The 23,226-nt window shown below is 33.0% G+C and carries 23 protein-coding genes; 3 read left to right on the top strand and 20 right to left on the bottom strand.

What is annotated here, in order from left to right:
• Positions 1-43: 43 nt before the first annotated feature.
• From ACODH8_RS02065 to ACODH8_RS01995, 15 genes are all read right to left on the bottom strand, one after another.
• The gene (locus tag ACODH8_RS02065) at positions 44-2,401 is read right to left on the bottom strand and encodes an HAD-IC family P-type ATPase (protein WP_332465478.1); all 2,358 of its coding nucleotides are present in this window, start codon (positions 2,399-2,401) and stop codon (positions 44-46) included.
• A 14-nt stretch (positions 2,402-2,415) separates the two neighbouring features.
• Positions 2,416-2,943 (bottom strand): GNAT family N-acetyltransferase, encoded by a 528-nt coding sequence (locus ACODH8_RS02060; protein ID WP_332465479.1) that lies wholly within the window; start codon positions 2,941-2,943, stop codon positions 2,416-2,418.
• A gap of 114 nt (positions 2,944-3,057) precedes the next feature.
• The gene (locus ACODH8_RS02055) at positions 3,058-3,498 is read right to left on the bottom strand and encodes a hypothetical protein (RefSeq protein WP_332465480.1); all 441 of its coding nucleotides are present in this window, start codon (positions 3,496-3,498) and stop codon (positions 3,058-3,060) included.
• Positions 3,499-3,582: 84 nt separating this feature from the next.
• A complete protein-coding gene (locus ACODH8_RS02050) occupies positions 3,583-4,431 on the bottom strand; it encodes a helix-turn-helix transcriptional regulator (protein ID WP_332465481.1) in 849 nt (282 codons plus the stop codon).
• 152 nt (positions 4,432-4,583) lie between these two features.
• Positions 4,584-6,410, bottom strand: a complete 1,827-nt coding sequence (locus ACODH8_RS02045) for an LTA synthase family protein (protein WP_332465482.1) — start codon at positions 6,408-6,410, stop codon at positions 4,584-4,586.
• Between the two features lie 13 nt (positions 6,411-6,423).
• Complete coding sequence (gene nadE, locus ACODH8_RS02040; protein WP_332465483.1) at positions 6,424-7,254, bottom strand: ammonia-dependent NAD(+) synthetase; 831 nt, start codon at positions 7,252-7,254, stop codon at positions 6,424-6,426.
• Between the two features lie 48 nt (positions 7,255-7,302).
• Positions 7,303-7,893, bottom strand: a complete 591-nt coding sequence (locus tag ACODH8_RS02035) for an AAA family ATPase (protein WP_332465484.1) — start codon at positions 7,891-7,893, stop codon at positions 7,303-7,305.
• A gap of 110 nt (positions 7,894-8,003) precedes the next feature.
• Positions 8,004-8,267, bottom strand: coding sequence for a type B 50S ribosomal protein L31 (locus ACODH8_RS02030; RefSeq protein WP_332465485.1), 264 nt, complete (start codon positions 8,265-8,267; stop codon positions 8,004-8,006).
• Positions 8,268-8,352: 85 nt separating this feature from the next.
• Positions 8,353-9,627 (bottom strand): transcription termination factor Rho, encoded by a 1,275-nt coding sequence (gene rho, locus ACODH8_RS02025; protein WP_332465486.1) that lies wholly within the window; start codon positions 9,625-9,627, stop codon positions 8,353-8,355.
• A 3-nt stretch (positions 9,628-9,630) separates the two neighbouring features.
• Complete coding sequence (locus ACODH8_RS02020; RefSeq protein ID WP_332465487.1) at positions 9,631-10,896, bottom strand: UDP-N-acetylglucosamine 1-carboxyvinyltransferase; 1,266 nt, start codon at positions 10,894-10,896, stop codon at positions 9,631-9,633.
• Positions 10,897-11,137: 241 nt separating this feature from the next.
• Positions 11,138-12,004 (bottom strand): class II fructose-bisphosphate aldolase, encoded by an 867-nt coding sequence (locus ACODH8_RS02015; protein WP_332525811.1) that lies wholly within the window; start codon positions 12,002-12,004, stop codon positions 11,138-11,140.
• Positions 12,005-12,156: 152 nt separating this feature from the next.
• Positions 12,157-13,656, bottom strand: coding sequence for an aldehyde dehydrogenase family protein (locus ACODH8_RS02010; protein WP_420504437.1), 1,500 nt, complete (start codon positions 13,654-13,656; stop codon positions 12,157-12,159).
• Positions 13,657-13,788: 132 nt separating this feature from the next.
• Positions 13,789-14,121 (bottom strand): DUF1622 domain-containing protein, encoded by a 333-nt coding sequence (locus ACODH8_RS02005; protein WP_332465490.1) that lies wholly within the window; start codon positions 14,119-14,121, stop codon positions 13,789-13,791.
• A 55-nt stretch (positions 14,122-14,176) separates the two neighbouring features.
• Positions 14,177-14,779, bottom strand: a complete 603-nt coding sequence (gene rpoE / locus ACODH8_RS02000; RefSeq protein ID WP_332465491.1) for a DNA-directed RNA polymerase subunit delta — start codon at positions 14,777-14,779, stop codon at positions 14,177-14,179.
• 85 nt (positions 14,780-14,864) lie between these two features.
• A complete protein-coding gene (locus ACODH8_RS01995) occupies positions 14,865-15,302 on the bottom strand; it encodes a DUF1934 domain-containing protein (RefSeq protein ID WP_332465492.1) in 438 nt (145 codons plus the stop codon).
• Between the two features lie 140 nt (positions 15,303-15,442).
• On the opposite strand from ACODH8_RS01995, the gene ACODH8_RS01990 reads away from it, so the two are divergent.
• The 3 genes from ACODH8_RS01990 to yidA are packed head-to-tail and all read left to right on the top strand — an operon-like array spanning position 15,443 to position 18,459.
• Positions 15,443-16,306, top strand: coding sequence for a lipoate--protein ligase family protein (locus ACODH8_RS01990; RefSeq protein WP_332465493.1), 864 nt, complete (start codon positions 15,443-15,445; stop codon positions 16,304-16,306).
• Positions 16,293-17,645: an HD domain-containing protein gene (locus ACODH8_RS01985; protein ID WP_332465494.1), complete on the top strand. Its 1,353-nt coding sequence runs from the start codon at positions 16,293-16,295 to the stop codon at positions 17,643-17,645. Before ACODH8_RS01990 ends, ACODH8_RS01985 begins: the two co-directional genes overlap by 14 nt.
• A gap of 13 nt (positions 17,646-17,658) precedes the next feature.
• Positions 17,659-18,459, top strand: coding sequence for a sugar-phosphatase (yidA, locus tag ACODH8_RS01980; protein ID WP_420517472.1), 801 nt, complete (start codon positions 17,659-17,661; stop codon positions 18,457-18,459).
• Positions 18,460-18,488: 29 nt separating this feature from the next.
• Here the strand turns inward: yidA and rarD are convergent, their stop codons facing one another.
• The 5 genes from rarD to ACODH8_RS01955 form a co-directional block, all read right to left on the bottom strand.
• The gene (gene rarD, locus ACODH8_RS01975; RefSeq protein WP_332465496.1) at positions 18,489-19,391 is read right to left on the bottom strand and encodes an EamA family transporter RarD; all 903 of its coding nucleotides are present in this window, start codon (positions 19,389-19,391) and stop codon (positions 18,489-18,491) included.
• Positions 19,392-19,500: 109 nt separating this feature from the next.
• Positions 19,501-20,478 (bottom strand): GMP reductase, encoded by a 978-nt coding sequence (gene guaC, locus ACODH8_RS01970; protein ID WP_332465497.1) that lies wholly within the window; start codon positions 20,476-20,478, stop codon positions 19,501-19,503.
• A gap of 169 nt (positions 20,479-20,647) precedes the next feature.
• On the bottom strand, positions 20,648-21,400 hold the full coding sequence (locus tag ACODH8_RS01965; RefSeq protein ID WP_332465498.1) for a hypothetical protein: 753 nt from the start codon (positions 21,398-21,400) through the stop codon (positions 20,648-20,650).
• Between the two features lie 12 nt (positions 21,401-21,412).
• Positions 21,413-22,279 carry an ABC transporter ATP-binding protein gene (locus tag ACODH8_RS01960; RefSeq protein ID WP_332465499.1) on the bottom strand — a complete coding sequence of 289 codons (867 nt, stop codon included), beginning with the start codon at positions 22,277-22,279 and terminating at the stop codon, positions 21,413-21,415.
• A gap of 20 nt (positions 22,280-22,299) precedes the next feature.
• The gene (locus ACODH8_RS01955) at positions 22,300-23,217 is read right to left on the bottom strand and encodes an aldo/keto reductase (protein ID WP_332465500.1); all 918 of its coding nucleotides are present in this window, start codon (positions 23,215-23,217) and stop codon (positions 22,300-22,302) included.
• Between the last annotated feature and the right edge of the window lie 9 nt (positions 23,218-23,226).

Raw genomic sequence — 23,226 nt, 5'->3', positions numbered from 1 at the left:
AAAAATCTAACTTTTAGGGGTCACAACATTTTGTTTATGTTTTTTATTGTGCTTTCTTTTTCTTTAAATCTAAGTTTAGTAAGTAGCCAAAAAACTGTTTTAATTTATAGAATACGTATGGTGCTACAATCATCATTGGGACATAAACAATTCCTAAATGGAAATTAAATATGTTCACCAGTGAAAAGATATCTGTGAAAAAGATAAATATTGTTAAGAATAAACCAAACAAACTTCCAATTAATAAATAAATTTTCCATGTTAAAGGTCTTGCAATAAAATGTAGAGCAATAAAACAAACCAAACCAGCTAACCACACAGTAACTGTTGATTTCTCATCATAACTCCAATGTAGAAAATTACCTATAATTTCAATACTTAAGGTAAATATGACTACACTAATACCACTCGCTAGAGCTGGTTCAAAGACATTTTTTAAAAATTTCCCTTTAATCGGGGCTGTATTGGGTCTTAAAGCTAAGAAAAATGAAGGAATCCCTACTGTTAATGAGCTTATCGGACTTAACTGAATCGGCTGAAATGGATAAGTTGAGGCAATAAAAATATACACTGCAGCTAATATCATTGAAAAGACAGTTTTCGTTAAATATAAAGAAGCTACTCTTTGAATATTATTAATTACTTTTCTTCCTTCTAATACTACACCCACCAAAGAGTCAAAGTTAGAATCTAATAAAACAAAGTCTGCGACTCCTTTTGCTGCATCACTTCCATTAGACATGACAATACTACAGTCAGCTTTTTTTAAAGCTAAGATGTCATTTACTCCGTCTCCGGTCATACCTACTACATGGTCTTTTTCTTGGAGCGCAGTCACTAAAAGTCTTTTTTGCTCAGGTGACACACGTCCAAATACTCGGTATTCATTAATTATTTCTGGTATCTGCTCATCTTTAATTTGACTCATATCTATTTTTTTATCTGGATTATCAACACCAGCTCTTTTGGCAATTTGAGAAACCGTTTCAGGATGATCTCCTGAAATAATACAAATATCAACTTGTTCTTGTTTAAAATAAGCCAATGTTTGCGGAGCTTCTGGTCTAATTTCATCTTCTAAATAAATAAAACCTAAAAGCGTTAAGTTTTCTGGTAAATCAGTTCCTGTAATTTCTTCATGGGAATGGGCAACCGCAATAATTCTTAATCCATTTGCCATAGCTTCAGACATTTTGTCTAATTGCTTCGTTTCAAACCTGCTAAATAAATACTCCGGTGCTCCCATATAATAGCTACCTTGATTTTCAAATGAGACGGCACTCCATTTTCTTGCTGAAGAAAATGGTATTTGTTTTGTTAACTCTAGTTCCTTATCCTCATCTGGAAAGTGATTCATTAAAGCTTGTCCTGTTGCATTATCTTCATCTAATCCATGAACAATTGAAGAGACTAATTTTTTAAAGTCATTCATTTCTAATTCACTATCTAAAAGGACTTCTTCTTCTACAACTTTTAAATTACCACTAGTTAAGGTTCCCGTTTTATCTAAACAAAGTACATCAACTCTTGCTAGTGTTTCGATAGATCCCATGGTTTGTACTAACACATTTTTTTGACTTAACTTGATAACGCCAACTGCTAAAGCAACACTGGTTATTAGTACTAAACCTTCAGGAATCATGCCAATCATGGCTCCTGTACTGCCTAATATCGCTTTATCGAGATGAATACCGCTGGCAATACTTGAAAACATTAACAAGGCTCCAACTGGAATAATAACAAAGGTTAAAATACGAATCATTTTTTTCATCATCATAATTAACTCAGAATAAATCCCTTGAGATTGTTTTGCTTCTAATGTGATTTGGTAGCTATAACTTTCAGCCCCAACTTTAGTTGCTTGCATCAAACCATTTCCACTGACAATAAAACTTCCGGAAAAAACCTCACTACCTTCAGTCTTTTCTACTGGGTCTGATTCACCCGTCAATTGAGACTCATCACATTCAAATCCTTCTGTTTCTATTACTATCCCGTCAACAATAACTTGTTGTCCTCGTCTTAAAAGAATGAGGTCATCTTTAACAACTTCATCTTGCGGTATTTCTTGTTTTTCATAATCTCTAATAACCGTTACCTTTGCTTGATTTAACAAAGACAATTTATCAATATTTCGCTTAGCCTTAACTTCTTGATAAATCCCGATAAACGTATTAGAAACGATAACACCTAAAAAGAGTAAATTTTTATAACTTCCCGTATAAACAATAAAACCTGCAATAATTAAATTAATAAAATTGAACAAAGTTAAACTGTTTTCTGCAAAAATTTGCCTAAAACTTCTAGTTGTCGTAGGTGCTGCGATATTGGACTCGCCACGTACTTTACGATTTTCAACTTCTCTTTCAGTCAAACCTGGATATTTATTTTTTTGTTCCATATAACGTACCTCATTTATTTGTCATTGTGGAGATGATATTCATAAAGATTAAAATCAGCAAATAATGCTTCAAAAGCTCCAGCTTTACACGTTTTAATAAATTTAAAACCTACTTGCTGATACAATTTATTTAAGTAGAAAACATCGGCTTTACAATCCAACCTAACGACTTTACCTTGATGCTTCTCAATCCACTTAAACAGATTTTCTAATACTTTACTCCCCATATTTTTACCAATAAACAAGTCACTAACAACTACTTTATGTAAATAATAGCTTCCCTTTTCTGCCTCTAGGCCCCATAATGACTGATCCCACTCATTAGGCTCCTCATACAAATAACACATACCTACAAGTTGATTGTCATTTTCAAAAATAATAACTTCTTCTTGCTCAATATGCTTTCGTAACGCTTCTGTTTCTTCTCCTTTTAATATGTGGGACCATTGTGTTGACCCTTTACTTTTTAAACGATTAGCCGTTTCTTTTAACAAATCATCCAATAATGAAACATCTTGCGGCTTTGCTAGTCTGACATCCATTTCCCCACACCTTTCTAATTCTCTTTTATCCTATCATGTTAAATTCAACTAAACCACATACTTAAGACCGATTAATAAAAAAGAAACCACCTCAAATAAGGTAGTTTCTCTCTATTATTTACCTAAAACTAATTGTGTCACACGTTGAATACAAAATGAAATACTATCTGTTGCTTCATCTTGTTTCGCTTCTGAGGCATTAAACATTTCCTCATTAACACTGTTTGCTTCAACATTAATAGAGTCAACCATTTCTTGACATCCTTCAACATATAAAACAAATGATTTTTCTAATTTCTTATGGATTCCCATAACTTTAGCTGGTGCTTTTAAGCCTTTAATTTGAGCTAATAATTCTCTATATTTATCTGTTCCACTTAAAAATAAATCTTGGGTATTTTTTAACTCTTCAGCTGATAATTCTGAAATTGAGTTTGAATCGATTGCTTGTCTAATAACTTCGTATGAAGGGTTCATTTCCTCTCCAACTTGTTCAGACGCTGTCACCACATCATTTATTTTTTGAATATAAAAGCCTAAATTTGGTTTCTTCAAAGATATCCCTCTTTCTTAAATTACTCACTCATCCATTTTAACTTGTTTGGCTAAAAAGATAAAGCTTTCTTTTTCAAAAGGTGTCTATTTGTTTCCCTTTACTTTTAATTTATACGCTTCTTCAACAATAGAATATTCATTTCTTATACTTGATAAAATATGATAAGGATCAGACACCAGAATATTTCGAGACTCAAAATACTCAAATAAAGCACAAAAATAACGACGTTCATCAGAATCTGGGAAAAAAGCTTTATCTAAATTTAATTTTACCAGTTCGCCAGATTTTAAAGTGATTCTTAGTAAGAAAGCTTCACGGTTATAAAACATCTGTCTCGGTCGATAAGCAACAGTTGTATTTTGCCCCTCATAGCCTTTATTATCAAAGTAAATTTCCATCTGCTCAATTTCTTTAAAATCAATAAATTTAGTCCTTCTTTTTCCGAAAAAAGCCATGGTTTCCCATACTATCTTAGGCATATATATGTTTGAATCAAAATACTCAATACCTGTTTTAGTCACCGTAAAATAATTATACATTCTTCTTAAATCAACCAAATTAATTTCATTTATTAAAGCACCTAAGAATAATCCACCACCAATCATAAACCAACCCTCAGTATTAAATTGTAAATAATAAATACCATTGATAATCATGAGTAGTGGAAAAATCATGCTTAACACAAATATTTTCTTAGACTTAAATTTTCCATAATCAAGAGGTAGTGGTAATTCGCCTCGGTTCATAATCAACTCATCTAATGATAAATCTAATAAATCACTTAACCTAATTAAATTATCAATACTAGGTAACGCATCTCCTCTTTCCCATTTTGATATAGATTGTCTTGAAATATTCATCTGGTTAGCCAGTTCTTCTTGAGTGTAGTTTTTCAGTTCTCGATGTTTTTTTATATTACTTGAAATAATCATCCTAACCACTCCTTTCTTGACTAAAGTCTATCAAATAATGCTAAAAAAGAAACGAACCTTTTAGTTGCAACCCTATTATATCAAGGTTTAACAAAAAAAGTAATGTTTGAAGTGTATCAAACATTACTTATCACGTTTATTAAATTAAGTAACTATTTAAAGAAATTCTTACTGTATTTCTCACCAGAAACCATATCATATTGAATTAATTCATATGCTTCAAAAATCTCTTTTTCTTCTTTGGATAGCTCAATTTCTTTTTGCCAAGTTTGGTTATAGTAATATGTTTCTTTTTCAAATGCAGGTAAAAATTGATGCATCTCTTTTAATAACTCATAAAATCCTGTTGTCTCGACTCCCTCAACTTGACTCACTATTGATGGAAAATAAAAAGGACTAATAATTTCTTCTTTTGTCGGTGAACTATCTCTTGTATCATATACTAAAAATTCAGTTAAATGAGCTGTAATATCTTTATTATCAGCTAACACATCATCAGGGTAAATCGAAGGTAAATGATCTCCCCAAAAAACTACAACTGTTGGTCGACTTAACTGATTAATCTGGCTAATAAATTCTTTTAAAGCTTCAGAAGTATAAGCAATATCTTGGGAGTAGTTTTCAACTCCCTTAGCAGAAGAAAAACCATCTAAAACATAATCCGATTGGTCATATTTATTAGAATAAGGCATATGCGTTTGCATAGTCACCAAGTGAACAAATTGTGGTTTTTGATTATCATCAAGAATATCTAAAACTTCCTTAAAAGCAGACTCATCCGAAATATAACCACCTTTAGATAGCTTTTCTTGGTGTGTCATTATTTTTTCATCTAAAAACCTGTCAAAACCAAATGTTTGATACACGTCTTTTCGTTTATACATGGACGTATTATAAGGATGAATTGCTGTGGCTTGGTAATTTTGGTCTTTAAGAGTTGATACTAGTGATGGAAACTCTTTTTCTTTAGATAACATCATCGTATAAGGTGTTGTCATTTGAGGATTTAAAAGTCCCATTGAAAAACCTGTTAAGGCCTCAAATTCTATATTAGCTGTCCCACCACCGTAATTTTGAGATAACATCTGACCTCTTTGAAGAGATTCACTGGCTACTTCACGATATGTTTTTAACGGATCTGGAGTAACATTAATTCCCTTTAATTTCAAAGGATCTGAAAAACTCTCTGACATCACATAAATGACATTAGGTTGTTCACTTTTACTAGATACGGCATTCTCTTTATCAGCCTTTTGATTGTACGTTGCCATAATATCTCCAATAGTCTCTTTAGAGTAATTTTCTGGCTCTTCCATTCCTTCAACTTTTAAATTAAATAAGAATCCTCCCATAAATCCTGTATTGTAATAATTCATTTTTTGGCTATAGGGAATCCATTTTGCTGTTCGATCATAGGCTTTTTTTACTAAATTACCTGGTTGATTAAAGTGACTGATATAAACTAACAATAGGCTGGTTATGACAAGAGTGATTACTCTAATTTGCTGCCTTCTTAAAGGAAGCTTAAGAGCCTGATAAAATGAATAACCTATTGTAAATAATAAAGCCAACACAACACAAATAAATAGTAAAAATAAAGGTAAACCAATAATATCTCGAAGCATACTCCATTCAATGATCATCTTTAAATCATCAGGATAAATTGGTTCCATACGATAAGATAGTTTCAAAGCATTGGTAATACCTAATAGAATAATACTGACTAAATAAAATAAATTTCCTACAAAAAAAGAACCTGCCAAGGAAACTATAAATAAATTAAGGACTAATAAAACAAAAGACCCAATTAAGAATTTCTCGGTATGCCATGAAAAGGCAAATTTCGTGGCTAAATCAAATGACCAATTATTTTCTGATAACTGTAAATAATAATTACTAACTAAAACTACTACTAAACTGATTAAAAGCCCTATCCAAAGTGACTTTACTCTTAACCAATCTTTCTTTCTAAATCGCATAAATTACCTCACTTTACTTCCAAAAATCATCATATTTAGAGATAGGTAAATGTCTTTTATGAGCCGTTTTTAAATACCAAGATTCAATTGTTTTGGCTGCTTCTTCTGACACTTCTTTTCCTTCTAAATAATCGTCAATTGATTCGTAACTAACCCCTAGAGCATCTTCATCTGCAATCATAGGTTTATTTTCTTCCAAATCAGCTGTAGGTGTCTTTAAATATAAACTCTCATCAGCTTCTAAATAAGCTAATAATTGACGTCCTTGTCTTTTATTAAGGCCAGAAAGTGGCAGTAAATCAGCTGCTCCGTCACCGAACTTAGTGTAGAATCCCGTTAAAGCTTCTGCTGCGTGATCTGTTCCTAAGACAGCTCCTTTGAATTCTCCAGCAATCGCATATTGAGTAATCATTCGCTCACGTGCTTTGATGTTCCCTTTATTAAAGTCACTAATTTCAAGTTGACTATTCTCTTGTAATTCAGTCACCAATCTATCTACTGCTGGTTTAATATTAACAATATATTCTTTATCTGCTTGAATAAAAGACAAAGCTTTATTAGCATCTTCTTCATCATTTTGCTGTCCATAAGGTAAACGAATCGCGATAAATTGATAATCACTATCTCCTGTTTCTTCTCTCATTTCAGTAATAGCAAGTTGTGCTAATTTTCCAGCTAAAGTTGAATCTTGTCCACCACTAATTCCTAAAACCAAAGATTTTATAAATGGATGTTTTTTTAAATAGTTTTTTAAGAACTCAATACGTTCTCTTACTTCAACGTTGGGTTCGATATTTTTTTCTACGTGTAAAGCTTCAATAATTTCTTGTTGTAATTGTCTCATACTTATCTCTCCTTACTTTGTTATATTATAGCATATCACTTTTTAGGATTAGTTTATTTTTTCTTTCATATTTATTAAAGTTCGATCTATTTTTTTCTTTAGCTCACTTCGATGATCTGGCTTCAATTCCAAATTCGTTTCCTGTGCTATTATTTTCACTACTTCTTCGACTTTTAAGTTATCTGTTTGAATTCGAGAAACATTTTCTAATTCTTTTAAAGAGCTAATTGCAGGATTAATTCGCTGCCTTACCCAGGAGTCTTTCCCTTCAAAACGTTTATCTAAACGTTTATTTAAGGTTTCTTGATTTGTTTCCAAAATAAAATGCGTCACTAATATATCTTGCATTCTTAATTCTTCAATTATTTCTAAAACATATTGAGGATTAATTATTGTCATAGGAATAATAATCGTTCCAGAGTAGCTGGTGGCTAACTTTTTTAATAATGTGACATTTATCTCACGCCACTCTTTAAACATTTGAAAGTCTGGTTGATGTAATTCTTTAGGAAATGATTTATTAATTAAAAAACCTGTTTCTTCAGGATCAAAAATAAAACTATTTTCCACTCTATTATGTAATTCTATTGCAGTAGTTGTTTTGCCTGCTCCCCAAGCACCATTAATCCAAATAATCATGTCTTCACTTCCATTCTATTTGGCTATTATATCAAAATAAAAAAAGAACTTCTCCACTAATAGAGAAGTTCTTAAAACTTTGTAAGTTACATTGTTTTTCAACCGCAAGATTACTCTGCAGCGTTTTCGTCTTTGAGACCGTATTTTTTGTTGAAACGATCCACACGTCCGTCTGCTTGAGTGAATTTTTGGCGTCCTGTATAGAATGGATGTGAATCAGATGTGATTTCCACACGGATTACTGGGTAAGTGTTACCATCTTCCCATTCTGCAGTTTCATCAGATGATTTAGTAGAACCTGATAAGAATTTAAAACCTGTTTGAGTGTCCATGAATAATACTGGACGGTAATCTGGATGAATTCCTTGTTTCATAATTTTTCTCTCCTTTGCCCTGAACCATTTGCTGGAACAGAGTTATTATACAACGCTACTATTTTAACACGTTGAATCCTTTTTATCAATTACTTTTTTTAAAAGAAACATCTTTAAATGTTTGATAAAAAGACTCATTAGAATCAGTTTTTTTAAGCACATTTAAAAATTGATTAGTGAAATCAATAGAATCACCTTTCATATTTCTACGTAATTTGTATACTTCTTCTAAATTTTCTGGTGAGATAAGTAGCTCTTCTTTTCTTGTACCTGAGCGTTTAATATTAATAGCAGGAAATACGCGTCTTTCAGATAGCTCTCTTGAAAGATGTAACTCCATATTTCCAGTTCCTTTAAATTCTTCATAGATAACATCGTCCATACGGCTTCCAGTATCGACTAAAGCAGTTGCTAATATAGTTAAACTTCCGCCCTCTTCAATATTTCTTGCCGAACCAAAGAAACGTTTTGGTCTATAGAAAGATGCTGGGTCAACCCCACCACTTAATGTACGGCCACTAGGAGGAACGACTAAGTTATAAGCACGTGCAAGTTTTGTTAAACTATCCATTAAGATAACAACATCTCTCTTGTCTTCCACTAAACGAAGCGCACGATCTAAAACAAGTTCCACAATACGAGTATGATTTTCTGGCTTTTGGTCAAAGGTAGAAGAAACCACTTCCCCTTTAACACTACGTTCAATGTCAGTCACTTCTTCTGGACGTTCATCAATTAGTAACACAATTAATTCAACATCTGGATAGTTATGACTAATACCGTTAGCAATTTCTTTAATGACTGATGTCTTACCAGCTTTAGGAGGAGCCACGATTAAACCACGTTGACCAAATCCAACTGGAGCAAAAATATCAATCATTCGCGTAGCTAAGCGACTTTTATGAGTTTCTAGCTTAATTTGTTCCTCTGGATATAAAGCAGTTAAAGCTGGGAAATGTGGCCGTTCTTTCGCCTCTTCTGGATTTTTGCCGTTAACTGTTTCTACATGCATTAACCCATAATAGCGTTCTGACTCTTTAGGCGGTCTTGCTTTCCCTGATACTTTATCCCCATTTCTCAGACCAAAACGTCTAATTTGAGACGTTGAAATGTAAATATCTTCTTTACTAGATGAATAATTAATTGGTCTTAAAAAACCATACCCATCCTGAGAAACAATATCAAGAACTCCTTCCATCATGAAAAAGCCCTGCTTTTCAGCTTGGGCTCTAATGACTGCAAGGGATAATTCTTTTTTATTCATTTGACTATAATAAGGGATTTTAAAATCTTTAGCATAAGTATAAATCTCTTTAAGAGTTTTATTCTCAAGCTCTCCCATTGTTAAATAATCACGCATTTTTTAGTCCTCTTCTTCCATGCGAATATCAGCGCCTAGAGAAGTTAATTTTTCAATGATGCTATCGTATCCACGTAAAATATTTCCTACGTTAGAAATTTTAGTTGTTCCTGTTGCCATAACACCAGCAATAACTAAACAAGCTCCAGCTCTTAAATCACTCGCTGTTACTTCAGCACCTTCTAATTGCAACTCAGGGTTACCATTAATCACAATCATGTTACCTTCAAGGCTAGCGTTAGCTCCCATTCTTACAAGTTCAGGAATGTGATTAACACGAGCTTCATAGATAGTATCAGTTACAATACTTGTTCCTTCTGTTAATAATAGAAGTGGTGTGATTGGTTGCTGTAAGTCCGTTGCAAATCCAGGGTAAGGAACAGTTGTTACGTTAGCTGCTTTAAGACCTGTTGAAGGATGAACTGTAATTGAGTCCTCTTCAATTGTCATATTAACGCCCATTTCTGTTAACTTCGCAATAAAACTTTCTAAATGTTCATGAATCACATTTTTAACTTTGATTCCTTCACCATAAGCTGCTGCAAGAGAAAGATAAGTTCCTGCTTCAATACGGTCAGGGATAATCGAGTGACGACAACCATGTAATTCTTTAACCCCATCAATACGGATTTCATTTGTTCCAGCTCCACGAATGTTAGCACCCATATTGTTTAATAATGTAGCAACATCAATGATTTCAGGTTCACGAGCTGCATTTTCAATCACAGTACGTCCTTCAGCTTTAACCGCTGCTAACATCACGTTGATTGTTGCCCCAATAGAGACCATATCCATATAGATTCTAGTTCCTTTTAAGCCTTCATCCGCTTTTAAATAAGTTGCACCATTTTCAGTTGTAACTGTTGCACCTAATGCTTCAAAACCTTTAATATGTAAATCAATTGGTCTTGGTCCTAAATAACAACCGCCTGGTAAACCTACAACACCTTCATTGAACTTAGCTAATAAAGCTCCCATAAAATAATATGAAGCTCTTAAACTTTGAATTTTACCACTTGGCATTGGAGTTGATTTCATGTTTGTTGGGTCAATCTTCATACGATTGTTTTCAAAACTAACGCTGACTCCCATCATTTCTAAAATTTCTTTTAATGAATGAACATCTTTAATATCTGGTACACCTTCTAATATTACTGGTGAGTCTGCTAAGATGGCTGCTGGAATAAGAGCTACCGCACTATTCTTTGCTCCACTTATTTTTACTTCACCTTTTAGCTTCTTTCCGCCGTTAATAACCAATTTTTTCATTATGTTTATAAATCCTCACTTTATACTTTAAAAAAGCTGCTTTATGAAAAGCAGCTACAAGTTTCATGTATTTTATTAACCAAGGATATTCTACCATAAATTGGAACCTAAAAAAAGTCATAGATACATTTATCTCAAGTTCGAATATAGAAGAGCTTATAAACCTTACGAAACTTCTATTTCCTGTTTATTTAATATAGATAAAAAGAGACTAACCTAAGGGTCAGTCTCTTTATTTTAATTATGCTTTGTTTGTAGAACCAAACCATTCAATACGTTGTTTAACTAATTCAGTTACCGCAGTAAATCCTGGTGCTAATAATTTACGAGGGTCAAATCCTTTACCTTCTAAATCTTTTCCTTCTTCGATGTATTTACGTGTTGCTGCTGCAAATACTTCTTGACATTCAGTGTTTACGTTAATTTTTGAAACACCTAAAGAAATAGCTTTTTGTACTTGATCTAAAGGAATACCAGAACCACCATGTAATACTAATGGTTTACCATCAGTTACATTAGCAATAGCTTCTAATGTTTCGAAGCTTAATCCAGTCCAGTTTTCAGGGTATGAACCGTGAATGTTACCAATTCCTGCTGCTAAGAAATCAATACCTGTATCAGACATTGCTTTACATTCAGCTGGATCTGCTAATTCACCAGTTCCAATAATTCCGTCTTCTTCTCCACCAATGCTTCCAACTTCACATTCTACAGAAACGCCTGCAGCGTGAGCTTTAGCAACAACTTCTTTTGCTTTTTCTAAGTTTTCTTCAAATGGTAAATGAGAACCATCAAACATAACTGAAGTATATCCAATTTCGATACATTTTAAAGCATCTTCGTATTCACCATGATCTAAATGTAAAGCTACAGGAACTGTAATTCCCATTGAATCAATTAAATCTTTTACGATATCGTAACAAACTTGGTAGCCACCCATATATTTAGCTGCTCCCATAGACGTTTGGATCATAACTGGTGCATTTGCTTCTTGAGCACCTTGTAAGATTGCTTTAGTCCACTCTAAGTTGTTTGTATTAAAAGCCCCAACTGCGTATTGTCCTTCTCTAGCTTTTTTTAACATTTCTGCTGCTGATACTAATGCCATAAATAATTTCCTCCTAATTTTGGATAAAGATTTTTATTAAGTTTAGCTTAGCTAACACCGTTATTTTACCACTTTCTAGTTCGTTTTGCTAGTCAAACTCCACTTTTATGGTAACTTTTCTGAAAGTTTCAACTTTTTTCACAAAGCTGAACTTAATACAAACCAACTGGATTTTCATTCGTATTAATATAGATATTTTTAGATTGAGAGTAGCTATCTAGTATCGCTTTGTGAGTTTCTCTACCAATCCCTGATTTCTTGTAACCACCAAATGGACTACCTGCTGGAATTTGATTATAAGTATTTACCCAAACACGTCCAGTTTCGATACCTCTCCCTACTTTAAGAGCTGTATTAATGTTACTTGTCCAAACGCCTCCACCAAGTCCATAATCAGAATCATTTGCTAAGGCAATGACTTCATCAACTGTTTTAAACTTAATGACTACAGCAACTGGCCCAAAGATTTCTTCACGAGCTATTGCCATATCATTAGTCACATCAGTTAATAGAGTCGGTCTCATAAAACAACCATTACTAAGGGCTCCTGTTAAACGAGTTCCCCCTGTTAAAATAGTTGCTCCTTCTTTACGTCCTTTTTCAACAGCTTCTTCTATTTTTATTAATTGACTTTCATTTACTTGTGAACCCATTTGTGTCTCTTCATGCCAAGGTTCTCCTACAATAACTGATTCGAATTTTTCTTTTAAAGCACCGACAAACTTATCATAAATGCCCTCTTGGACAAAGATTCTAGATCCCGCACAACAAACTTGACCTTGATTAAATAAAATACCAAGTTGTGCTCCTTCAATTGCTTTTTCAAATGGCATATCATCAAAGAATATGTTAGCTGATTTCCCACCTAATTCAAGTGTTGCTGGAATTAATCTTTCAGCTGCAGCTTTTGCAACATTATAGCCAATCTCTGTTGAACCTGTGAAAGCTAATTTATTAAACCCTTCATGGTGTAACATGTACTCACCTGATTTAGAACCTTTTCCTGTTATAACATTTAAAACACCTTTTGGTAAAAGAGGGCCAATTAATTTTACCATCTCTAACAAACTTAACGAAGTCGATGATGATGGATGAATAACAATAGTATTTCCTGCAGCTAATGCTGGTGCAATTTTCCATGCTGCCATCAATATTGGGAAATTCCAAGGAATAATCTGCCCTACCACACCAATCGGTTCACGAATAACAATACTTAAAGTGTCTTCATCAAAAGCAGTTGCACTTCCTTCTTCACTACGAATAACTCCAGCAAAATATCTGAAATGATCTGCGCTTAAAGGAACATCCACAGTTCTTGTTTCTCTTATAGGCTTTCCATTGTCCATTGCTTCAACCATTGCTAGGTGTTCCATATTCTCATCAATCACATCTGCAATTTTCAATAATAAATTACTTCGATCCACTAATGACCATTTTTTCCAACTCACTAATGCTTCTTGAGCAGCACTCACTGCATTATCAACATCTCCGTCTAGTGCGTCCACAAAACTAGCTAATTTCTCTCCTGTTGCTGGTGAGTAACTATCAAGTCTTTCTTCTCCAACACCATTGGTCCACTCGCCATTTATATACAATCCATAGTTGTTATTAGCTTTAAAATCTATCATTAGGTTAATTCTCCTTTTAAAAATATATTTTTGGTATAGTTGTTATTGTAAGCGTATATAAAAATAAAAACAAGCGTTTTGTTTTGACGGTAATTAATTAGCAATCAATTTTAAAAATAAAAAAAGCTACCTGGATCCCAGGTAGCTACTCTCAATCTATATTTCTGTACTCTCAATTTCTTTTCCAAGAAAATAAGAAATAGCTGTTCTAATCACGACTATTCCAGCTAAAATAAGGATGTCTTCAATAGACGGATTTAATATTGTTTCAATAATATCTGAAGCAATTAAAACCTCTAAACTTAACAAGACATATGAACCCAGATACATCTTCACATAATTATTTTTTTTAGAAACTACCATTCTGTCTGTATGACTAAATTCATTTCTAAAGAAATCAATCATTGCTTTTCCAACACCAAATAATAAAATAACTACTGAAAATGTATTTAATGCAAAAATAATATATTCCACTACTAAATGTATCAATTCCTATGCCTCATTTCTAAAAAAAGAGCAACCTATTGGATGCTCTTTTACTTATTTATACTTCTGGAGTTTCTTCTTCTTCATCGTCGTATAAATCTTCATCATCTAAATCATCTTCATCAACGATTGTTAAGCCTTCAGCTTCGTCAGTTTCTTCATCGACATCGCCAATTTCAGATAAGTCAGTCGTATACTCTTTGATTTCTTTTGCTTCGTCATCTTCTTCATCGTATAATTCTTCATCATCTTCGTCATCGTGAATGTCACTATCTTCTGGATCGTCATCGTTGTAATCGATAGCATCTTCATCCATTCCAATAAAGGCATTAACTTTTTTACGTTTTTTACGACGTACTGTTTCGTCATCGTCTTCATCAATTCCTGATACTTCTTCATCGATTGAATCAATTGGATACCAAGAGCGTAATCCCCAACGATTATCTCCTAGAGAAATAAAACTACCATCAATGTTTAAGTCTGTATAAAATTGAGGTAATACATCTCTAATCTCGCTATCAGCTTTACCTAAATAATTTTGAATTTGATTTACTAAGTCTGAAAAATCCATGATATCGCCACGATCAGCTAAAATAGCATGAGCTACTTCAATCATTGATATTTCACTTTTATCGATACCCTCGAATGTTTTAAATTCCAACTGGCACACGTCCTTTCACAGTCTACTCTTTATAATACAATATCTGTACTATCAATGCAATTCAATTTTCTTGATTTTCTAACGCTTACGCCGTAAAGTTGATATCTAAATGATAAACACCTATTTTTTCATCTCCACCAAACAAATCATAATCAATAATTACTTGACCAGAATACGGTCTGTCTTTCAAACTAACTCGAATATTATTTGTAAATGTTTTTATCCACATCGTTCCAAATGGTGTTTCGTAGTTTGTTTCATTGTATTTTTGATAATCGAATTTTAACTTCATTCGTACCTCTCCAGCACGAATCAGCTGAACACTTCCATCAGCTAAAATTTTCATTGTAACTGAAATTTTTTCATCTACGCCTTCAAGTTGTTCGTTATATCTTATATAAAGGACTTCACCAATCCTTACTATTTGCCCTTCTTCTTCCATAAAAAACTCTCGTAATTCATTTTCCTGAAAAACTTCTGTTTTCACTTTTATCATTACAGGAATTGATTTTCTTTCTTCCATCATCGACACCTCATTTTTATCTTTTCTCTATTTTCCTTGCTTATGGATCTTTTGTCAAATAAAGTCAAAGTGTTTTCATTCATTTTTTCTTCCTAAGTCATGTATAATAGTTTTATTATCATTTTAGGAGTGAATCACCCATGACAAAAGAGAATAACGCTCTTATTCTAGAGCATATGAATTTAACCTCTCATCAAGGACTAGAGCCATTTATATATACTGATATTCTAGCTGAATATGCTGGAAATCACCAAGTAACATGCTTTCATTTTTGGACGATGAAAAACCAACTCATTTTAGGTATGCAAGATACTAGAGTTACTGACCTATCTGCCGGCGTTTCTTCTATTTTAGCTAACAATTATCAACCCATTGTTAGAAATTCTGGTGGTTTAGCAGTTGTAGCTGATGAGGGAGTGCTAAATTTTTCAATGATTATGCCACAACCTGCTGAAAAAAACAGTTTATCTATTAACCATGGCTATGAATTAATGAAACAAATGATTGAAGAAGCCTTAATTGACTTCAATTGTCAAATCGACGCCTTCGAGGTGACTGATTCATACTGCCCTGGTGAATTTGATTTAAGTATTAATGGTAAAAAATTTGCTGGTATTTCTCAACGACGAATCAAAAAAGGAATCGGTGTGATGATTTATTTAAGCGTTGAAGGAAATCAACATGCGCGCGGTGAACTAGTAAAGTCATTTTATAAAGCTGGCTTAGGTGAAGATTTCGGAAAAAACAAATTCCCTCCTGTTAATCCTGATTCAATGGCTAATTTATCAGAGCTTCTTGATACAGCATTAAGTGTTAAGGATATGAAACAACGATTAGAATCAGTTATTGCTAATCATTTTACACTATCACAAGAAGAATCTGAGTCATTTAAAGTATTTTCTGAATCCGAGCCATTTTCAACACAATTTGAACACCAACAAAAAAGAATGTTACAACGTAACGAAATTATTAACTGGGAGGAATTACAACATGACAACGGCTGAAAAATTGCCCTTTGAAAAAGTCTTTCGTGACCCGATTCATCAATATATCCATGTTGAACATCGAATTATTTTAGATTTAATCAATTCAAAAGAATTTCAACGTTTAAGACGAATCAAACAACTAGGGACTTCTTCTTTTACTTTCCATGCGGCTGAGCATTCTAGATTTGGTCACTCTCTTGGCGTTTATGAAATCACAAGAAGAATTTGTCATTTTTTTGAACGAAACTTTTCAATTAAAGATGACCCCAAAAACGGTTGGGATGACTCTGAACTTTTAGTTGCTTTGTGTGCTGCTCTATTACATGATGTTGGACACGGTCCCTACTCACATACCTTTGAAGGGATTTTCAATACTAATCATGAAGCTTTTACGATTGATATCATTACCTCAGAAACGACGGAAATCAATCATATATTGAAACAAGTATCCTCTGATTTCCCAGAAAAAGTAGCTAGTGTTATCAGTAAAGAATATCCGAACCAACAAGTTGTGCAGTTAATTTCTAGTCAAATTGATGCAGACCGTATGGATTATTTACTCAGAGACGCATACTATACGGGAACTGAGTATGGTACTTTTGATTTAACCCGTATCTTACGAGTTATTAGACCTTATAAAGATGGCATTGCTTTTCAATTTAATGGCATGCACGCTGTCGAAGATTATATTGTCAGCCGCTATCAAATGTATATGCAAATTTATTTCCACCCGGTTTCTAGAGGGATGGAAGTTATTCTTGATCATTTACTTAATCGAGGAAAGGTTTTATATCAGGAGGATCCTTTATTTTTCAAAAGTTATTCTCCCTTACTAATTCCATTTCTTGAAAATGATTACACTTTAGCAGATTATTTAAAGCTTGATGACGGTGTTTTAAATACAGCCTTTTTATCTTGGATGGATCATAGTGATACTACTTTAAGCGACTTATCAAAACGCTTTTTACATCGTAGACCATTTAAATCAATTACTTTTAACGAAAAAAGTGAAAAGTATATTCCTACCCTAATAAGCTTAATAGATGAAGTCGGCTATGACCCTAAAAATTATACGGCTATTAATTCAAGTTATGATCTGCCTTATGATTTTTATTCACCTTCTGAAAATAAACATCGCACACAAATCGAATTAATGGAGCGCGATGGTAGTCTTGTAGAGCTATCAAAAGTTAGCGACCTTGTAGCAGCTTTAACAGGTGAAAATAAAGGTGATCAACGTTTCTTTTTCCCAAAAGAAATGCTTGCAACTAAAACCTCACCATCCTATACTTTATTCGAAGAACAGATAACTCGTTTTAATGACTACATCCATAACGGAGCTATCAAAGAAAACTAAGGAGTGTTTTACATTGAGTATTAAATTAGTAACAATTGACATTGATGGTACTTTATTAAATTCAAATAAAGAGCTTACCTCAGAAGTAAAAACAGCCATAAAAAAGGCAACTGTACAAGGTGTTAACATAGTTCTTGCTACTGGTCGCCCAACAATTGGCGTTTTAGATTTAGTTAAAGAGTTAGAGCTTGACTTTATGATTACATACAATGGCGCAATGATACAAAATGCTGGTACAGAGGAAGTTTTAATTGAGCATCCTCTTTCTCATGATGATTTCTTAGATATCGAACTACTTGCAAGAAAGTTAGGGGTTCACTTCCATGCTCAGGACTATTCTCGCATGTACACACCTAATCGTGATTTAAGCGAATATACCATTCATGAAGCAACTTTAACTGGTATTCCAGTTTCATATCGTGCGATTTCAGAGATGACACCTGATATCAAAATAATTAAATCAATGATGATCGATAAGGAAGAGATTTTAGATGAAGCTATCTCTAAAATTCCAACTGATTTTTCTGATCGTTTTGCCATTGTCAAAAGTGCTCCCTTCTATTTAGAAGTTTTAAACAAACAAGCCACAAAAGGAGAAGCTGTTAAAGAATTAGCAGCTAAATTAAATATTACTCTCGATGAAGTTATGGCTATTGGAGATAACGAAAATGACCTATCTATGATTGAAACAGCAGGAATTGGTGTTGCTATGGGAAATGCTGTCCCATCTGTTAAAGAAGCGGCTAATCAAATTACTACTAGTAACGATGAACATGGTGTAGCTCATGCTCTAACTCAATGGGTTTTAAAATAAAAAAACTAGATGAACCAAAAATGGTTCATCTAGTTTTTTCTTATCTCTCTTTTCTTAACAACAATATTAGTTCCAGTAAAAATAATAATACCTAACCATATGAAACTAAATGCTGTTAGTTGAGGAACACTAAATGTTTCGCCAAATTGAAAGACAGCTGCAATCAACATCAACGTAGGAGCAATATACTGTAGAAAACCAACTAAAACGTAAGATATGTTTTTAGCTGCTTCTGCAAATAAAAATAATGGGATAGCTGTCACTACTCCAGCTCCAACTAGTAACATATTAATTTTTAAATCAAATGTCATAAACCCTTCTACAGAGAAAAAAACTAAGTAGATAAAAGCAAATGGAGCCATGAGAGCTGTTTCAATTGTCAGGCCTGTTAAAGAATCCACCTGGGCAATTTTTTTAATTAAGCCATATAAACTAAATGTAATAGCCATTGCTAAGCTAGACCATGGTACATGACCACTTTGAACAGCTAACAGAACCACTCCAAAAGCGGCTAAAGCACAAGCCAGTATCTCTCCTCTGTTTAGCCTCTCTTTTAAAATTAAAGTAGCTAATAATACGTTTACTAAAGGATTCATGTAATATCCTAAACTGGCATCAATTACCTTACCACTACTTACTGAAAAAATAAAAATAAACCAATTAACGGTTATTAAAATAGCTGCAAAAATAATTGCTATTAATCTTTTTTTATCACGAATCAGTTTCATTACTTCTTGATAAAAGAAAGTTAATTTATTAGTTACTAATAAAACGACTACCATAAAAACAAATGACCAAACAATTCGATAACTTAAAACTGAAAGTGGTGAAACTTCTCCCACTGCTTTCCAATAAAAAGGTAATACTCCCCATAGTAAATAAGCTAAAACACCTGAAATAATGCCCCACTTAGTATTAGATTCTTCTTTCAATACGCAAACCACTCCTTTTTCTTATATAAGTCTTATCATTCTAACATAATGTTAATTATTTAAACTAAAAAAAGAACTTGCTGTTTAACAAGTTCTTTCTATTTATTTTTTAAAAAATATCTCCATTGAAAATAGAGTTTTTAACGATAACATAATCAACTTTTCTGATTGCTTCAACATCTTTACCACCTGCATAAGAAATAGATGATTGTAAATCTTGTTGCATTTCATTTAAAGTATCTTCTAAGTTACCACGGTGTTCAATCATAATTTTTTTACCTTCAACATTTTTGTGCTCACCTTTTTGATATTCAGAAGCACTACCGAAGTATTCTTTATATAATTTGCCATTTTCTTCTACTGTTTCACCAGGTGACTCTTCATGGCCTGCAAATAATGAGCCAATCATAACCATTGTTGCTCCAAAGCGAATTGACTTAGCAATATCACCGTGAGTACGGATGCCTCCATCAGCGATTAAAGGTTTACGAGCAGCTTTACTACATCTTCTTAAAGCTGATAATTGCCAACCACCAGTACCAAAACCTGTTTTTAATTTAGTAATACAAACTTTACCTGGTCCAATACCAACTTTTGTTGCATCAGCACCAGCATTTTCTAATTCACGAACCGCTTCAGGTGTTCCTACATTTCCTGCAATAACAAAAGTTTCAGGTAAAAATGTTTTTAAATGTTTAATCATATTGATAACTGAATCAGAATGACCATGAGCAATATCAATCGTTACATAGTCAGGAATAATTTTTTCATCCGCCATTTTTTTAACAAATTCATATTCGTTCGGTTTTACACCTACACTAATAGAAGCGAACAATCCTTTTTCTTGCATCTTCTTAACAAAAGGAATACGGCCTTCTTCATCAAAACGATGCATGATATAAAAATAGCCTTTTGACGCTAAAAATTCAGCAATATCCTCATCAATGATTGTTTGCATATTAGCAGGAACCACTGGCATTTTAAATTCTCTATTACCTAATTTAACAGTAGTTTCGCATTCAGAACGACTTTCCACAATACATTTATTAGGTACTAACTGAATATCTTCGTAATCAAAAATCTTCATAAAACTTCCTCCTAGAATGATAAAAAGTATTTTTAGAGAGCAAAATACGAATATTAATACTTAAAAATTCGGCTTTATTTTTGCGTCCTATGATAATCTAACGCATAACCAAAAAAAAAGCAAGACATATGATAATAATCTTGCTTTTCTTTATTAAATTGTTCGTCTTTTATAGATTTTGCGTTTTCATAACTCGTAATGAAAATAAAATCATTCCCATAGAAACTAACATCATGGCTAAATTCGTAAATAATGAGTAACCTGTTTCACTAAAGTTCATAGCTGCAGGAATAAATCCTAAAAAGCCTAAAACCATTGTCTGAGCTGTATTAAAGGCAAAATAAACTAATATTGTTAAATTTTTCCCTTTCATCAAAATAGTAGCTGCAGAGATTAAGATTAAGGTATTTAAATATGAATTCAACATTGTAAAGGAAATACTGAAAATACTAAAGGAATTAATATTCATCAACCTAAAAATTTCTCCAATAAATTCAAACATTCCTGTCGTTTGTGACATTTTAAGTAGCACAATAAATCCTGGAACAAATACTAGAATAATTGTCACACAGAGCGACCATAATAACGTGGCACCTATTTTTGAGAAAAATAATCTAGTTCGGTTGACTCCTGATGCCACTAACATGGCCATGACATCATTTTTATAATCCAATGACATTAGATGAAATGGATATAAAAACATAAAAGCCAAGTTAGCAAACATGGTTAACATGAAAAACAAGAAAAATAATCCCACAAAAGCACTTTCTGATTCTGATATATAATTAGCTTTGTCTATTAAATGAACCAAATAGACTGTTGTACAAATATTTACAATTGCTAAAATCCCTGTTGCAATCAAATATTTTTTATCTCGCATATACTTAAATAATTCCATTTTAAAAATCAATTTCGCTGTCATTCTACTCCTCCTCTAATTTAAATTACCATCTAAAACATTTACTTTGGTTAAACCAGTGATTTCAACACCTTGCGCTACTAATTGAGTTTTGATTTCACCCCAACGTTCATCTTTAATGTTTAACCTAACAACACCGCTGTCGAGTAATTGATAATAATAATTAGAATTTTCTAGAATAACGATTAATACTTCCTGATTAGTCGTTTCAATATCACGAATCATTTTATCAGGTGTGGCTGTTAAATCGATATGCTTAGCAATTACACCTTTTTTAATAACAAATACTTCCTGACAAAGAGACTCAATGTCATTCTTCACATGACTAGAAATGATTAGAGTCATTCCTTTACTCGTCATTTGTTTTAAATAAAATTTAAACCACGTAACAGTATCAGAGTCTAGTCCTCTAAAAGGTTCATCTAAAATTAAAATCTTAGGCTCATGTAATAAAGCTATCAATAAAACTAATTTTTTAATCATTCCGTATGAGTAAGTTTTTACTTTACTATGTAAAAACTCTGAAATCTCTAACTCTCGAGCTAAATCTTCTGCACGCTCTGGGTTAAAATTTCCTCGTAAACCTGAAAAATATTCAATATTAAACCAACCGGTACGATCTTTATAGACAGATATTCCATCTAAAACGATTCCGACATTACTTAAAATTTCATTGCGCTCTTTAACAGAGACTCCATCAATAGTGATTTGACCTTCGTAGTCACTAATAATGTTTGTAATGCTTTTAAATAATGTAGTTTTCCCTGCTCCGTTAGGTCCGATAACACCATATGCCTTTCCACTTTCAAAACGTAGTGAATCAATGTTTAGAACTTCTAACACGCCATATCTCTTAACGACATTCTCGATTATAATTTCCATAACAACCCTCTTTTTCTTCTTTATAATACTGGATAACCACTCGCTTTATACAATTCATACCAATCTTCACGTGAAAGAGTAATCTCGCTTGCTGCAGCTACTTCTTTAATACGTGTTGGGTTCATTGTTCCAATAATGGTTTGCATCTTCGCAGGATGTCTGTTAATCCATGCTGTCGCAATTCCTGTATCTGTGACACCATATTTTTTAGCCATTTTATCTATAACTGAATTCAATTCTTCAAATTCTGGATTTCCTAAAAACACGCCATCAAAATAGCCATATTGATAAGGTGACCAAGCTTGAATCGTAATGTTGTTTAGTCTTGAGTACTCTAACACACCACTATCACGATTAATTCCAGCTTGATTTTCCATGTTATTATTCATACCATAAGCCACCATGCCAGCATGTTTCAAACCAAATTGAAGTTGATTAACCACTAATTTTTGACTAATACTTTTTTCAATTAATTCCATTTGCATTGGGTTTTGATTACTTACACCAAAATAACGAACTTTTCCTTGGCTTTGTAGGATATCAAAAGCTTCTGCAATTTCTTCTGGTTCCATTAAAGAGTCTGGACGATGAAGAGCTAAGACATCTAAATAATCAGTCTCCAAACGCTTCAAAATCCCTTCAACACTACTAATGATATGCTCTTTAGAAAAGTCATAGAAGCCATCTCTAATACCACATTTTGATTGAATAATAAGGTCTTCACGAGGCACGCTTAACTCTTTAACAGCTTTAGCAAAAAGAGCTTCTGACTCTCCTCCCCCATAAATATCAGCATGGTCAAAGAAATTAATGCCTTCTTCTAAACTAACTTCAACAACTTTACTCGCATCTTTCACTGATAAACCGCTCATTCTCATACAACCTAATGCAACTTGTGGTACCTCTAAATGTGTATTACCTAATTGAATTGTTTTCATGGTTATAGC

Source organism: Vagococcus fluvialis (assembly GCF_048815235.1).
Taxonomy (GTDB): Bacteria; Bacillota; Bacilli; order Lactobacillales; family Vagococcaceae; genus Vagococcus.
The sequence above is the reverse complement of the archived record's forward strand: the minus strand, read 5'-3'. Positions and strand labels throughout refer to the sequence as shown.